Raw genomic sequence first — 14453 nt, 5'->3', positions numbered from 1 at the left:
CGTCGTAAACGAGGTCGCGGCGCCAGCCCTAGTGACCTGGGCCGTTGATGCGGCGGAGGTGAGCTCGGCGAACCACCGCTCCTGAACCTGCACCGCATTTGGGGTGCCCGCTCGCCGCTCAACGCAGCGTCGGCAAGGACCATGACCGCGGCGGGCATGACGGAGGAGGGCGTCATTCGGGAGCACATCCAGAAGGCCGGGAAGTGGCGGGACTCCGTAGTGCACTCGGTACTCGATCACGAATGGTTGGGGGTACGGGAGCCCAGCTAGGCCAACGCGCCCTGCCGCGGCGTGGTGAACACGGGCGGCTGGCCGGTCTTGACCGGCTGCTGCTCCTGCTCGACGTGGCCCTGCCACAGCAGGACTCGGTGCTGCCGCTCCCAGCGAGCCGCCCGCTCGGCCCGTACCACCGGGTCCATCGCCCACGTGAGGTGGAAGACGGCCACGAGCGGTTCGAATATGGCGAGCGCTGTCGTCACCACGAACATGCAGCCGAACATCGTCCCGTAGAACTGCCCGAGCCACCGCCGGGCGTCTGACGGGGCTCTCAGCGCGGCAGCGGGGTCTGCGATCGGGACAGCCGCCTCGAACAGCGGGAGGTCACCACGGTTCATCAGCCTGGTCGTGGAGGCGAAACCCCACAGGACCCCCCAGCCGAGCACGGCGGCCGGCCACCAGCCCACCAGGTCCGCTCCGTCGTTCACCGCGACGCCCACTCCCCCGGCGGTCACCCCCGTGAGCGCGACCACCGCGGCGTACACCAACTGCTTGTGGACGAACCTGACCATGACCGCGTCCCCCGCGCTCGATCCCGTGGCCCGCCGTGGACGGGCCCCCGGAACAACTATTCCCACGCACGGTCAGGGATCGAACGGCCGGCTGGACGCGTTCGTCAGATGTTCAGCGCCGCGGCACCTTGCGGAGCAGCCACCGCACCGCCGGTACCAGCCCCGTAACCACCGCGACCGCAGCCAGCAGGAGCAGCCAGTTGCGCAGGTAGTCCAGCGGCAGCGCCGAAGGGTTGGTCGGCGCCCCCGGCCGCAACAGCGGCGGCAGCGCGATCATCGTCAGACAGCCGGCCACCACCAGCCCCCCGCGGACCGTGCCGCGGGCCGGGACCGCCGCCAGCAGCAGGCCGACGCCGAGCACCAGCGGGGCGATGATCCCGTCGTGCAGGACGATCGCGCCCGCCAGCCACAGCGCCACGTCCTTCAGCTGCCCGCCGGTCAGCAGCAGCGTCGCGCCGACGGCCATCAGGGCGAGGCCCAGTGCGCCTACCACGATCCGCATCACAGGACCTCCATCCTGGTGACCCACTTGGTCTGCAGAACACCGGGGCGGTTCGGAGCGATGATGCGCGCCGGGAAGCCGTGGTCCAGCGAGAGCACCTGGCCGTTGAGGCGCAGGGCGAGCAGGGTGAGCGGATCGCGGGTGTAGCCGCTGCCCATCTCCATCACCCGGTAGGTGCCGCGCCGCTCCAGCGACACCACCCGCACCGCGGCATCGGGGCGCGCTCCGGCCCGTTCCAGCAGGTCCTGTACGCGTACGCCGGTCCACTGGGCCGACTTGCTCCAACCCTCCACGCAGGCGATGGGCAGGGTGACGGTGTGCTGGGGCATGGCCGCGAGCTCGTCGAGGGTGAGTCGGTACGAGTCCCGGCCGACCACGGTCAGCCGCCAGTGGGCGGTGCTCACTGCCGCCAGTCCGGCCGCGGCGGCCGTGCGGTTGACCGGCAGGCCCTGCGGGCCGTGGTCCGGGTGGCGCGGCGCGAGCAGGTCGAAGCGTTTCAGCGGGGTGAGGGACTGGCCCACGGTGGTGAGGGTGACCGCGCCGACCGCGGCTGCGATGCCGGTCAGCAAGGAGCGCCGGTCGGGTCCGTCCGCCGCCGGGAGTTCCAGTGTGCCGGGCGAGCGTCTGCTCCAATGCGCCCTGATCTCCGGGTACTTGACCGCCACATGCAGGACCAGAGCGCCGAGCAGCAGCCAGGCGACGGCGAAGTGCACGGGTACGAAGGAGAACGGCCACGGGTACCACTGCACGATGTTGAGCAGCCCGGTGAAGAGCTGGAAGACGGCTGCCGCGACGAGCACCGCCACCGAGAGCCGCTCCAGCGCGTGCCGCACCGACCGCAGCGCGGGCCACACGAACAGCCGTGGGTAGACCGTCCACAGCTTGGCGAACAGCAGCGGGATCGCGGCGATGCCGCTCGCCACATGCAGGCCCTGGGTCAGCCGGTAGCCCCAGGTCGGCCGGCTCGGCAGTACGTTCGCGAGCCAGTCCGGCGGGTGCTGAAGATAGTGGCTGGTCACCCCGGTCACGAAGCAGACGGCGATCGCCCCGCCCAGCCAACGGCCGATGGATGTGGCCGTACGGGGGTCGTGCAGCTTCCCCTTGAACGTCGGCAGAATCGGTGCCGGCAGCCGGGGCATCCTGCGCGGTCGCGGCAGGGTCATCCTGGGCATCCGGGGCGGTCGCGGCAGCCGGGGCGGTCGGAGCTTCATGCCTTCCATAAGACCTCCCCGGCGGCCCGCGTGGAGGGGTGCGACACCTTACGGAATGCGGACGTCAGGGGGCGGCGCACGGCCCGCGCCGCATCCGGCTGCGACGCTGAGCCTGTGATCAACCCGCGTACTCTCACCGCCGGCGCCCTGCTGGCGGCCCTGACGGCCGTGCTCGCAGTGACGATCCGCAAGGACGGCTACTTCACCGATCCCGACGGGCTCTCCTGGTGGTACGCCGCCTGCTGGGCGCTGTTCGCCGCCGCGGTCGTCGCCGTGCGCAAGGCCCCGGTTCGGCACGCTGTGGCTCTCGTCGTCGCGGGCGGTGTCGCGGTGGCGGCGACCGGGCTCCTAGGTCCGCCGCGTACCAGCACCGACTCGTACCGCTACGCCTGGGACGGCAGGGTGCAGGCGGCCGGGATCTCGCCTTACGACCACGCACCCGCCGATCCCGCGCTCGCCGGGCTGCGCGACGACTGGCTGTTCCCCACCGGGGCGCAGTGCGTGGGCCCCGGCCTGGCCCGGATCCCCGGCCCGGAGGGCGAGGTGCACTGCACGCGGATCAACCGGCCGCAGGTGCACACCATCTATCCGCCGGTGGCGGAGGGGTATTTCCTGCTCGTCCACGCGCTGTCGCCGGACGGGGCACGGCACAAGGCCCTTCAGACGGGCGGCGCGCTGCTGGCGCTGGGCACCACCGCCGCGCTGCTGCTGGTGCTGCGACGGCGCGGCGATCCGCGCCGTGCGGCGTACTGGGCCTGGTGCCCGATCGTGCCGGTCGAGGCGGTGAACAACGCGCATGCCGATGTGCTCGGGGCGCTCCTCGCGGTCGTGGGCCTCGGTGTGCTGGTACGGCGGCGCATCATGGGCGGGGCGCTGCTCGGCGCCGCGGTCGCGACCAAGCTGCTGCCCGCCGTGGTGCTGCCCGGCGCGCTCTCGGGTGTGCGGCGGGTGCGGGACGCGGCGGCCGTACTGCTGCCGGCCGCGGCTGTCGTCGCGCTCGGCTATCTCCCCTACGTCCTCATCTCCGACAGCTCGGTCTTCGGCTTTCTCGGCGGCTATACGCAGGAGGAGGGGTACGACGACCCCTCGGCCAGTAACCGCTATGCGCTGCTCCGGCTGGTGCTGCCGGACGACTGGGTGCTGCCCGCCGTGATCGCCGGGATGCTGGCGGTCACCGTCCACGTCCTGCGGCGTGGCGATCCCGAGCGCCCATGGAGCGGCGCCCTGCTGGTCACCGGCACGGCGTTCCTGCTGCTGACCCCGGGCTACTCCTGGTATGCCCTGCTGCTGGTCGCGCTGGTGGCCCTGGACGGGCGGTGGGAGTGGCTCGCGGTCGCGGTCGCGGGCGCGGCCAAGTACGTCACCGTCATGATGGACGCCGACCCGCAGACCGTGGGGACCGTGGTGTACGCGGTCGCAGCCGGCGCGGTGCTCACCGGCTGCCTGCTGCGTCGTCGTGCGCGGCGGCGTCGTGCGCGGCGTCGCCGTTGCGAAGAGCAGGCGCTCCCTGCCTGGTCCGTCGGTACTGGGCCGTGATCTCGCGGCGTGCAGCGGCCGTGCTGGGAGCTCGCGGCTGCCGGGGCGAGTGTCAGGGGCAGCAGGGCGACGGCCGGTAGTTGCCGCCCCAGAGGCCAACTCTGCTGTCTTTACGTCACGTTGGGCCGGGTCGTACGCTCCCGCCCCATGACCTCACCCGGCAAACGAACCCGAAGAATGCCGCTGCTCGCCACCGCGGGCGCGCTACTGGCCGGCTGCCTGCTGGGCGGCGCCCCCTCCGCCACCGCCGAGGAGGGGGCGGCGCCGGTGACCGAAGCGGCCACCGTCGTGCCCGTGCAGACCACGGGCCCCGCCGACAAGCGGTTCAACATCATCGTCCTCGGCGACGGCTACACCGCCGAGGAAATGCCGGCCTTCCGCGCCGATGTCGACAAGCACCTCAATGTGCTCTGGTCCACCGAACCGTTCGCCTCGTACCGCAGTTACGTCAATGTGTGGGCGGTGGAGGTCCCTTCCGCCGAGTCAGGTGTGGACTGTGACCCGGGACTTGAGTCGCCGCGCCGCGACACCGCGCTGGGCATGGGCTTCTGGGGCGGCTGCAACGCGAACAGCGTGCAGCGCCTCCTCTCCGTCGACGCCGCGTCGGCGACCGCGCTCGCCGACCTCGTGCCAGGATCCGCGAGCGCCAACCGGCAGATCGTGGCGCTCGCCAACAGCGACACGTACGGCGGCGCGGGCGGGACCTACGCCACGGCGTCCGGCGGCAACGCGCTGTCCTCGCTGATCACCCCGCACGAGATCGGCCATTCACTGGGCAACCTGCAGGATGAGTACGACTACTACGGGCGGGGCGTCCCGGGCGGCACGTACGAGGACGGCGAGCCCGGCTCCGCCCACCACACCCTTCTGACCGAGGAGCAGATGAAGCGGCAGCGCGCCAAGTGGTGGCGCTGGCTCGGCGAGAAGAGCGAGTCCGGCGGGGTCATCGGCCGGTTCGAGGGCGGGATGTACAGCACCAAGGGCGTCTGGCGGCCCAGCAAGCACTCGATCATGAAGACCCTCGGCTACGCCTTCGACCAGGTCGGACGCGAGGTGATGGTGCAGAAGATCTCCGCCAAGGTGAGTCTCGTTCAAGGCCACACCCAAAACGCCGCCCCGATCGGCGACGACCGGACGGTGTGGGTGGACACGCTGCATCCGGTGGGCGGTGAGCTCGATGTCGTATGGCGTCTCGACGGGCGTCCGCTGCGGTTCGCGGGTGATGCCCGCACACTGGATCTGCGCCGGCTCCAACTCGCCCGCGGTACACACGAGCTGACGGCCACGGTCACCGATCCGACGCCTTTCGTACGCGACCCCGCGATCCGCGCGTCCGCAGCGCTGACCCGTACCGTCGCCTGGACCGTGGACACGGCTGTCAGCACCCGGCCGGAGCCGGTCGCGGCCGCTTTCACCGGCCACACCGACACCGAGACCCGGGTGGGCTCCGCGACGGTCGTGCACGCCGACACCACGCACCCCGCCGACCGGACCCTGGCCGTCCGCTGGACGCTCGACGGCCGCCCGGTGGCCAACCCGGGCAACGACCGCGATCTCGATCTCGGCGCGCTGCGGCTGCGCCCCGGCGCGCATACTCTGAGCGCCCGGATCGCCGGCACGCAGACCACGCTGACCTGGACGGTGGACGCGGCTCCGGCGACGGCGTCGTACGCGCTCTCCAAGCCGCTGCGCACAGTGCACCGGCCGGGGAAGCCGGTGGAATACGTCTACGACGGGCCGTTCACGATGAAGCTGACGGCCCGCGACGACCGGGCGGCCGGGCATGTGGTGTCGCAGTTCCGGGTCGACGGCGACGGCTGGCAGACGTACTACGGCTGGCCGACCGACGCCGACGCGCCGTACCGCTTCACCCCGGGCGGCACGGTCATCGACGATCTCGTCTACGGCAAGCTCGGCAAGACCCGTGCGGTGCCGTGGGACGACGCCACCCCCGACTACGGCACCCACACGATCGAGTACCGGACGATCGACTCGGCGGGGAATGTCTCGGCCCCGCGGAAGTTCCTGGCGACGCTGGTTGAGCCGGGGGCCGCACCGTAGCGAACGAACCGGCCGATTCCGCGTCGAAGGTGCGGCCGCATTCACGTCGGATGCGGCCCACCTCAGTCCGCCCCGGGCCCGAACCGGCTGCGGTACGCCGACGGGGTGAGCCCGGTCTCGCGGCGCATCAGAGCGCGCAGATTGGCGGTGGTGCCCAGGCCGCTGCGCCGTGCGACCACGTCGAGGGGGGACACGCCCCGCTCGATCAGCCGGCAGGCGAGGGTGAGGCGTTCCCCAGTGAGCCACGCGAGTGGCGTGGTGCCCAACTGGGCCTGGAAGCGGCGGTGCAGGGTTGCCGGACTCAGTGCCGCGCGCGCCGCGAGGTCGGGCACGGCAAGGGGTGAGTCCAGCCGTGCCTGTGCCCAGGCCAGGACCGGGGCCAGGGACTCGTCGGGCACGTCGGGCACCGGCCGCTCCACGAACTGCCGCTGGCCGCCGTCCCGGTGGGCGGCGAAGACGAGGCGTCGGCTCACCGAGTTGGCGATCTCGGCTCCGTGGTCGCGGCGGACCAGGTGCAGCCCGAGGTCGAGCGCGGCCGCGCTGCCCGCGGCGGTCAGGATGTCGCCGTCGTCGACGAACAGCACGTCCGGTTCGAGCTGGACGGTGGGGAAGCGTGCCCGGAAGGAGTCGGCCCACTGCCAGTGCGCGGTGGCCCGGCGCCCGTCGAGGACCCCGGCCTCGGCCAGGGTGAAGGCGCCGCTGCAGAAGCCGACCAGTCTCGCTCCTCGGGCGTGCGCCCGGCGGACCGCGTCGAGGACGGCCGGGCGGCGGGGCACCTCGGTGTCGGGCCGGTTGGGCACGATCAAGGTGTCCGCCGAGTCGGCCGCCTCCAGCTCGGCGACTCCCGTGAGCGTGAAGAATCCGTCCCGCATGACCGTGCGGGGCTCGGGCGAGCAGAGTGTGAAGTCGTAGAGGTCACGGCCGATCTCGGGCCTGCGCAGGCCGAACACCTCGGTCGCGCAGCCGAGTTCGAAGGGGTTCGAGTTCTCATCGACGATCACGACGACCCGGTGCGGACCCCCCTCACGGCCTGGATGCGAGGATCCTTGCGGCATAAGCTATTTCTACCACTCACACGGACACTGCCGAACATCGGATGGTTGAGCACATGAGCAACGAACCGATCGCCCTCAGCACGGCCCTGGCCTCCTTCGACGCCCTGTGGAGCCCCCGCATCGTCACCCGGGTCAACGACTACGACGTACGCGTCGCCAAGGTCGAGGGCGAACACCTCTGGCACGCACACGACGACACCGACGAGTTCTTCCTGGTGCTCGAAGGCGAACTGCACATCTCCCTGCGCGAGCCCGCCGGGGAGCGCACGGTCTGTCTCCCCAAGGGCTCGGTCTTCACGGTCCCGCGCGGCACGGAGCACAAGCCGTCCGCTCCGTCCGGAGCCGCGATCCTCCTCTTCGAGCCCACCGGGACACCGACGGTCGGTGACCGCCACGACGAGATCCCGGACCACGTCGACGCGACGACGGGGCACACACTCGGCTTCTGAGCCCCCACGGACCGAGCGGCAGCCACCGGACCGACGCTGTGCCTAGCGGGCGACGCCCGCGTACCCGGGGATCGGATCGTCGTTCTCGGCAGCTGCCTTCTCCGAACTACTAGGGCTGTCCCGTGATCAGGTGACGGGACGGACGGTCAGTCCCTGGGGGGCGGTATGGAGCCGGAGAACGGCTGCGAGCGGCGCGGGTGTTAGCTTCCTTCCCGTGGTGGAACACCAGGACGAGACCAGGGCGGCCTACGACGGGGTCGTCGAGCTGTATGCGTCGATGTTCGCTAATCGGTTGGAGACGCAGCCGTTCGCGCGGAACATGATCGGCACCTTCGCCGAGCTGGTGCGTGGAACGGGGAACCTGCGGGCAGCCGACGTCGGGTGCGGGCCCGGACATCTGACGGCCATGCTGCACGGCTTGGGGCTGGATGCCTTCGGGCTCGACCTCTCCCCGGCCATGGTCGACCACGCCCGGCGGGCCCATCCGGCGCTGCGGTTCGAGGAAGCGCGAATGGAGGCCCTGCCGGTCGAGGACGGCGCGCTCGGCGGAGTGCTGGCCCACTACTCGGTGATCCATACCCCGCCTGGGGAATTGCCAGCGCTACTCGCCGCGCTGGTGCGTGTCCTGGCCCCAGGGGGCCTGCTCCTGGTCTCGTTCTTCGCGACCGAGGGACCGGAGCCGGTCCTCTTCGATCACAAGGTGACGCCCGCCTATAGCTGGCCGGTGGACCGGTTCGCCGAGTTGCTGGCCGGGGCCGGGCTCGTCACGGTCGCTCGGCTGCTCCACGACCCGGCCTCCGAGCGGGGCTTCCTCGACGCCCACTTGCTGGCCCGCCTGCCCACGGGCGGCGGGCTGTTGCACTCCGGGCGCTCGCCCGAGAAGGACTCCAGAGTGGCGCCCTGATCCTGGTCACCGATGCCATGCACAAACAGGACGCTGACATCGGCAACGGAACCGTCTGCCCGGACCCCCGTGACCGCCACCTGGCCTCCCCGTCACACCTGGCGTTGATGCTCCCGAGCCCATAGCGAACTGTCAACTGCGCGACTTCGCCGGGCGGTTGAGGCCCATGACGGCTGAGGGGGCAAGGCCGTCGACGGTGATTCAACCGCAGGAACTCGCCTCGGTCTCAAGCCGATCGAGCACCGGCTATCGCAGCGGTCTGACGAGGAACACCAAGGCTGACGGCAGGAGTCTCTCGTCATCAGCCAGCCGCCCCGCGCTCTGGAAGGGGCGAGACCACGCGGTTGTCGGGGGGTTCCAGATGACCCCCATCGAGCAGGTCGCGACACTCGCGACGTTCGGCGCGGTGTATCAGGCTTCGATACGAGGCCAGGTGTCGCTGGCGCGAAGCCACACGACGCTATTCCGCACAGTCGGGTACGGCGTCAGCCGCCGGCTTCGAGCCGAGTCCCGGGGGGCCTTCGCGCGGCGCCGGCCGACGGTCCCGCGGCCGAAAAGCGCTCTGGTTCGCTTCTCGGCCAGATGATCAAATCGAGCCCATGCCTTCGCTTTCGTACCTGGACCTGCACCGTGACGTCTCATCGGATGTCGACGCCGAGATCGAAGCCGCTCTCGAACACCTCGGCCCGCCGTCGAGCACTCTCAGGAAAGCGGTCGCGGAACTCGTACGGAGCCGGAAATTCAAGCACCCCCTGTCCGTGCTACCGCTGCTCGTGCACGCCGTCGAGACGGGGACGACGGCACCGGCCGTTCCGCTGTCCGCCGTGCACGTGCTGTGGTGGACGTCGGCGTGCTACCTGGACGACCTCGCCGACGGGGACGGTGCGGCCGCTGTGGCCGGTGACCTCAATGAGCACGAGGCGCTGCTCGCGGCCGTCGTCGGTGGCCATACGCTTCCCCTGCACGTCCTTCGGTCGCCGGGGATTCCCGCACCGGTGCAAGATGCCCTGGTGACCGAGGTCGCGACCTGCTGGACGGGCGCCGTGGAAGGGCAACTCCGGGACATGCGCGCGGACGTGGACACCGCCTCGCGGGAGTCGGTCGTCGAGACCTACCGCGGCAAGTCGGGTGCGCCCTTCGGCATGATCACGGCCATGGCGGCGAAGTTGGCGGGGGTCGAACGCCGGCAGAGCGAGCTGTGGCGCGAATTCGGCCACGTCTACGGAGTCCTGTGGCAGATCTTCAACGACCAGGACGACATACTGACCGAGCGTCATGAAGACCTGCGGAACGGCACGGTGACCTATCTGCTCGCGTGCGCCCTTGAGGAATTGCCCCGGTCGAGGGAGCGCGTCCTTGGACTGCACGCCGCATCGAGGACCTCCGCCCGGGCGAGAAGAGACCTCACGAAGCTCCTTCTGGCACCTGTCGTACTTCACCGCTACCACAAGGACATCACCGCCTTCCGCGACGAGGCGTACCGCATTCTGGGCGCACTTGGCGGTGACGCTGTCTCTTCGACGGTGCTGCGGCAGCTCGTGGATCTGTCGGCCCAGATGCTCCTGCGGGAGGATCGGGCGCAGGAAGTCGGCAGTGCCAGACCCCCGGCGACCACCTCGCCGGCCTAGGGACCCCGACCGTGGCCTCAGCGGCCCGGCAGCTGCTCCTCGCCGTCCTGTCATGTTCGCACTTGCGTTCAGTCCTGGCGAGGTCGGCCGGCCGCAGCCGCTTCTTTCCTGACCCGGGCTCGGTCAAAGGACCACGCGGTCAGGCCCACCAGTGCGGCCGCCCCGGCCGCGTAGACCGGCAGCCACTGGGTCGTAGTGGCTGAAAGGCAGTCGGAAACGGCGGTTTCGCTCTGTATTTCCTGCGCGCGAGCCATGGCGGCACCGTCGCGACCAGCCAGGTTGGCCAGTGCGGCCTCCGCGTGGATGCCCTCGTACTTGCCCAGCTCAGGACACGCGCCGCGGGTGCCTGGCATCGGGAACAGCCACGCCCAGCGCTGCAGCGCCGGGGCCAATGTGATCGCTACGCACAGGCCGACGACCAGCGAGTACGCAGTCAGATTCCGCATGTACGCAGATAGGGCGCCAGGCATCCATGTCGGCAGTCGGTAAAAGGTGAAGATCAGCGCAAGAAGCGTCACCCCGACGTATGTGGCGAACCATTGCCAGGAACCCTGTGCGAGCGCGGCTGTGAGCACGGCGGCGAGCGCAATGCCGATGACCCCCGGCTGACTGGCAGTGTCATGGCCTGCGCCGGTGGTTGCCGATTTCCCGGCTCCTTGAAGGCTGGGGTCGTCCACGGTCTCTCCCGCATGGCTCGGAGGCTGCCAGCATCCGGTCACCTCTTGCCGTCGGCCCGGCACCATGCCGGACCGGCTCGGAAATCCCGCTCGGTTGGTCGCTCCAGATGTCTCGGTGGTGAGGGGCAGCTGGGCAGTCAGGTGCGGGCAGGTCCGACTCAGGTGAGCAGGAAGTCCGCCTGGCCGGACTTGGCTCCCTCGATGAACGCGGCGAACTCGCCGGAGGTGTAGATCAGTGCGGGGCCGTCCGGGTCCGCGGACTGGCGCACCGCGACCCGGCCGTCGGCCAGCTTCATGGTCTCGAAGCAGTTGCCCCCGTTGCCGCCGCTCCACGGCTTGTGCCAGCCCTCGCTGCCCAGTTCGGTGGCCGGCATGCCGTTGTATATGTGGTTCATTCACAGCTCCTCGCGAAGATCCTTGAGGATCTCCTTCGTGCGTTGCGCAGTCGCGGCCTGAGCCGCCATGCGGTCCAGAACCTCCAGATGCGAGGCGACCTCGGGGCGCGCGTCGAGGTAGACGGCGCCGGTGAGGTACTCGCTGTAGACCATGTCCGGGAGCTCGGGGACAGCGAACCGGAAGAGGACGAACGGCCCGTAGGTGCCGGGGTGGTGTCCGGTCGCGAACTCCGCGATCTGCAGGGTGACATGGGGCAGCTGGGCGCCTTCGAGCAGTCGGTCGATCTGCGCTCTCATGACGCCGGGGCCGCCTACGGGCCGGCGGAACACCGTCTCGTCCATGATCACCCACAGCTTGGGTGCGTCGGGGCGGGTGAGCAGCGCCTGGCGTTCCATCCGCAGCGCCACATGGCGCTCGATATCGGCCGGATCGGTCTGGCCGACGGCTCCGCCGCGCATGATCGCGCGGGCGTAGTCCTCCGTCTGCAGCAGACCGGGCACGAAATGCGGCTCGTAGGCGCGGATCAGGGCAGCCGCGCCCTCCAGGCTGACGTACATGCTGAACCAGCCCGGCAGAACGTCGTGAAAGCGCTGCCACCAGCCGGGCTTATTGGCCTCCTCGGCGAGCTCGATGAAACCGCGTGCCTCGTCGTCGGTGATCCCGTACGCGTTCAGCAGCAGCTGAACATAAGGGATCTTCAGTGCGACCTCGGCGGTTTCCATCCGGCGGATGGTGCCCGCGGCAACACGAAGGACCTTTGCGGCCTCCTCGCGCCTGAGCCCGGCTCGCTCTCGCAGATCCTGCAAGCGCTTGCCGAGAACGACCTGCCCCACGGTGGGAGCCGACCGCGGTTCACTCACTTCGAGACCTCCGCACGTGCTGTTGCGAGCAGTGTGCCACGGCCCCGCAGCGATGAATATGTCCACTCTGAATTTTTCAGAGTGGGCCTTGCCAAGGTGTCCACTCCGGCGGGAGAGTGTTCGGGTGAACCGTGACGCGCTCACTGCCCAGCGACTGGACCCGTGCTCGGGGGCCGACCCCCACCGCTACGGCTTCGAGCTGCCCGCGCGTGCGGAATTCGTAGGCAGGGCGAGAACGCTCACCCGCGAGCGGCTCCGCTGCTGGGGCATAGGCGGGGATGTTCACGACACGGCGATGCTCGTCGTCTCCGAGCTGGTCACCAACGCAGTCGTGCACACCGACGGCCATCTGGTCGCCTGCGAACTCCTCAACGGCGCGCAGCGGCTGCGCATCACCGTGCAGGACCAGGGGTCCACGCCCACCGGCCCGCACGTCTGTCACACCGTCGATGAGGAACGCGGGCGCGGGCTGCTGCTGGTCGAGGCCGTGAGCAGCGCCTGGGGCGCGTACGAGTCGAAGCACGGCCCTGGCCGCATCGTCTGGGCCGAGCTGGCGCGGGCCGAGCCGGCGCAGGCTGAACTGCCGCACACGGACCTTCCGTTCGGAGTGGATCGTCCGTTCGGAGTGAACCGTCCGTTCGGGGCGGACCGTCCACTCGAGGCGGACCTGCCCTTCGGGACGGACTTTCCGCTCGGGACAGACCTTCCGTTCGGGGACTTTCCGGGGGCGGAGGGCTTTGGGCCGGGACCGGAGAGGCTGTGCTGAAGGGCCTGGCGACGCTCCTCCGCCGGAACGGCCGCCACCACAGCGAGACCGGCGAGGTCCGGATGACCCGGCTTGCGATCCCGCCCGCGCTCGTGGCCAATCTGGGCTGCGACGCCGTGGGCGTTCCCGCGCGCTATGGCTTCCGGCTGCTCGGGCGGCTGCCGCGGAACGGCTGCGTCTTCGCCGACAACGACTGGTGGTGGTGGATCGTGCCGGCCGGGTCGGACCTGGAGCTGAACTGGCCAATGCCGTCGCACTACGCCCGCGGGGCGTACATACCGGGGACCAACCCCCGCCTCATCCGCTGGCCCGACGGCACCAGCCCCTACACCCCGCCGATCCCGCTCTACCTGATGGCCTGCCAGATCACCGGCACCGCTCCGCTGTGGACTGCTGGCGTGGGCAGCGCCCACGGCGCCTGAGCGCAGGCGGCAACGCGTCGCACGTCGTCCGGGCCCGGGAAGTCCGCACCGCGACGGGACGGATAGTCTTCCGACCATGTCAGAAGCCAATTCGAGCCCGGAACGGCAGGGGCTCACACCACGTCAGGCACGCGGCGTACGGATAGCTCTCTCCGCGGTCATCATGATCGCCGTGGGCGTCACCCTCGTGCTGCGGCTCGGCAGCACGCACTCGGTGCTGACCATGGGCTTCTACGGCATCGCGATGATCCTCTGCGGCAGCGCGCTGGTCCTCAGCCGACAAGGGCGTACGCGGGTGGCCACCGCGGTTCTGGGGGTCGGCGTCGCGGTGGCCATCATCGCCGAGTGGGCCGTCGCATCCATGCGCTGAATGGGTCAGGGCCCCCGCCCGGGGGATAGGCGGGGGTCAGGACTTCATGACATGTGGGTTGGCGAACGTGGAGTTGTCGATGACGACGTCCATCTTCGGTAGCGGGTCGACTTCCTCGAGGTAGATGCGCTCCGCCACCAGGTACCTGTTGCGGTGGATGGATTCCGCTTCGGACCCGGCCCAGTCCTGATCCCGGTCGGCGCCTCGCCGAACCGAAAGTTCCGCATCCACGTGCAGCCAGATGCGGAAATCCCAGTACGCGTTGATTTCGGGCCGGAAGGCGAAGACTCCATCCACGATGAGCACCGCGTCAGAAGCCAGCGGTGTCGCGTCCGAGGAATGATCCTGCTGTGTCAGCGGGTCGATACTGCAGAGCACGGCGGACGATGCCGCTGGCGACCGGCACGGATCGAGCAGCAGCCGCTTGGCCGCGTCGTAGTCGTAGGCGTTGCGGTAGTAGCCTTCGCCCGACTCCCGGTCGTACAGGTGCCGGTCCTTCCACGGGTTCTTGAAGTCGTCGAGGGTCGCCCGGAGTACGGGGCGCCCCACGGCAGTGATCAGCTCAGCCAGTTCGTGCCCAAGGCTCGTCTTGCCTGCTGCGGTGAAGCCGTCGATGCCTACGAGCAAGCGGCTCTGGCCACAGGCCAGGATGCGTCTTGCGACCGCCTCGACGACTGCACTGCGCTCGGCAGAGGCCACCGGGGGGGTGGGCTGCCGCCATGTCGACGCCGAATGATGCACACTCGCCCGCTGTAGGTCCATTCCAGGAACCTATCGCGCCGACCACCAGCTGGAGAGAGCACCCCGTAGCGCGCGGCCGGTGCCGGA

General features: G+C 70.1%; 16 protein-coding genes and 1 pseudogene. 9 read left to right on the top strand and 8 right to left on the bottom strand.

Translation table 11 applies throughout. From position 1 onward, the window contains the following. Positions 1–81: 81 nt before the first annotated feature. Positions 82–270, top strand: a pseudogene (locus ACFYWY_RS23390) (GNAT family N-acetyltransferase); the annotation flags it as partial. Here ACFYWY_RS23390 and ACFYWY_RS23385 read toward each other — a convergent pair. From ACFYWY_RS23385 to ACFYWY_RS23375, 3 genes are all read right to left on the bottom strand, one after another. Next, positions 267–788: a hypothetical protein gene (locus tag ACFYWY_RS23385; RefSeq protein ID WP_389189900.1), complete on the bottom strand. Its 522-nt coding sequence runs from the start codon at positions 786–788 to the stop codon at positions 267–269. The pseudogene ACFYWY_RS23390 and the gene ACFYWY_RS23385 overlap by 4 nt on opposite strands. A gap of 112 nt (positions 789–900) precedes the next feature. Continuing rightward, a complete protein-coding gene (locus tag ACFYWY_RS23380; protein ID WP_389189898.1) occupies positions 901–1290 on the bottom strand; it encodes a hypothetical protein in 390 nt (129 codons plus the stop codon). Then, positions 1290–2453 (bottom strand): molybdopterin-dependent oxidoreductase, encoded by a 1164-nt coding sequence (locus ACFYWY_RS23375; protein ID WP_389189896.1) that lies wholly within the window; start codon positions 2451–2453, stop codon positions 1290–1292. The genes ACFYWY_RS23380 and ACFYWY_RS23375 overlap by 1 nt, the downstream gene beginning before the upstream one ends. Before the next feature lie 162 nt (positions 2454–2615). On the opposite strand from ACFYWY_RS23375, the gene ACFYWY_RS23370 reads away from it, so the two are divergent. Beyond that, positions 2616–4037, top strand: a complete 1422-nt coding sequence (locus tag ACFYWY_RS23370; protein WP_389189894.1) for a glycosyltransferase family 87 protein — start codon at positions 2616–2618, stop codon at positions 4035–4037. Positions 4038–4184: 147 nt separating this feature from the next. Continuing rightward, complete coding sequence (locus ACFYWY_RS23365; RefSeq protein ID WP_389189892.1) at positions 4185–6098, top strand: M64 family metallopeptidase; 1914 nt, start codon at positions 4185–4187, stop codon at positions 6096–6098. A 62-nt stretch (positions 6099–6160) separates the two neighbouring features. Here ACFYWY_RS23365 and ACFYWY_RS23360 read toward each other — a convergent pair whose 3' ends face one another. Then, positions 6161–7153, bottom strand: coding sequence for a GlxA family transcriptional regulator (locus ACFYWY_RS23360; RefSeq protein ID WP_389189890.1), 993 nt, complete (start codon positions 7151–7153; stop codon positions 6161–6163). A 53-nt stretch (positions 7154–7206) separates the two neighbouring features. Here ACFYWY_RS23360 and ACFYWY_RS23355 point away from each other — a divergent pair, with 53 nt between their 5' ends. The 3 genes from ACFYWY_RS23355 (at position 7207) to ACFYWY_RS23345 (ending at position 10134) form a co-directional block, all read left to right on the top strand. Then, a complete protein-coding gene (locus tag ACFYWY_RS23355) occupies positions 7207–7602 on the top strand; it encodes a cupin domain-containing protein (protein ID WP_389189888.1) in 396 nt (131 codons plus the stop codon). 214 nt (positions 7603–7816) lie between these two features. After that, positions 7817–8506 (top strand): class I SAM-dependent methyltransferase, encoded by a 690-nt coding sequence (locus tag ACFYWY_RS23350; RefSeq protein WP_389189886.1) that lies wholly within the window; start codon positions 7817–7819, stop codon positions 8504–8506. A 599-nt stretch (positions 8507–9105) separates the two neighbouring features. Continuing rightward, positions 9106–10134 (top strand): polyprenyl synthetase family protein, encoded by a 1029-nt coding sequence (locus tag ACFYWY_RS23345; RefSeq protein WP_389189884.1) that lies wholly within the window; start codon positions 9106–9108, stop codon positions 10132–10134. A gap of 68 nt (positions 10135–10202) precedes the next feature. Here the strand turns inward: ACFYWY_RS23345 and ACFYWY_RS23340 are convergent, their stop codons facing one another. The 3 genes from ACFYWY_RS23340 to ACFYWY_RS23330 form a co-directional block, all read right to left on the bottom strand. Further along, positions 10203–10811, bottom strand: a complete 609-nt coding sequence (locus tag ACFYWY_RS23340; protein WP_389189882.1) for a hypothetical protein — start codon at positions 10809–10811, stop codon at positions 10203–10205. 158 nt (positions 10812–10969) lie between these two features. Further along, a complete protein-coding gene (locus tag ACFYWY_RS23335; protein WP_389189880.1) occupies positions 10970–11206 on the bottom strand; it encodes a DUF397 domain-containing protein in 237 nt (78 codons plus the stop codon). Then, complete coding sequence (locus ACFYWY_RS23330; protein ID WP_389189878.1) at positions 11207–12067, bottom strand: helix-turn-helix domain-containing protein; 861 nt, start codon at positions 12065–12067, stop codon at positions 11207–11209. Positions 12068–12191: 124 nt separating this feature from the next. Between ACFYWY_RS23330 and ACFYWY_RS23325 the strand changes: the two genes are divergently transcribed. The 3 genes from ACFYWY_RS23325 (at position 12192) to ACFYWY_RS23315 (ending at position 13625) form a co-directional block, all read left to right on the top strand. Then, entirely contained in the window at positions 12192–12833 is a 642-nt protein-coding gene (locus ACFYWY_RS23325) for an ATP-binding protein (RefSeq protein ID WP_389189876.1), read from the top strand. Next, entirely contained in the window at positions 12830–13255 is a 426-nt protein-coding gene (locus ACFYWY_RS23320) for a hypothetical protein (protein WP_389190029.1), read from the top strand. The genes ACFYWY_RS23325 and ACFYWY_RS23320 overlap by 4 nt, the downstream gene beginning before the upstream one ends. 76 nt (positions 13256–13331) lie before the next feature. Further along, on the top strand, positions 13332–13625 hold the full coding sequence (locus tag ACFYWY_RS23315) for a hypothetical protein (RefSeq protein WP_389189874.1): 294 nt from the start codon (positions 13332–13334) through the stop codon (positions 13623–13625). Between the two features lie 36 nt (positions 13626–13661). Here ACFYWY_RS23315 and ACFYWY_RS23310 read toward each other — a convergent pair whose 3' ends face one another. Then, complete coding sequence (locus ACFYWY_RS23310) at positions 13662–14387, bottom strand: uridine kinase (protein ID WP_389189872.1); 726 nt, start codon at positions 14385–14387, stop codon at positions 13662–13664. Positions 14388–14453 lie beyond the last annotated feature (66 nt).

The sequence above is a fragment of the Streptomyces sp. NPDC002870 genome (assembly GCF_042888505.1).
Classification (GTDB): Bacteria; Actinomycetota; Actinomycetes; order Streptomycetales; family Streptomycetaceae; genus Streptomyces.
The sequence above is the reverse complement of the archived record's forward strand: the minus strand, read 5'-3'. Positions and strand labels throughout refer to the sequence as shown.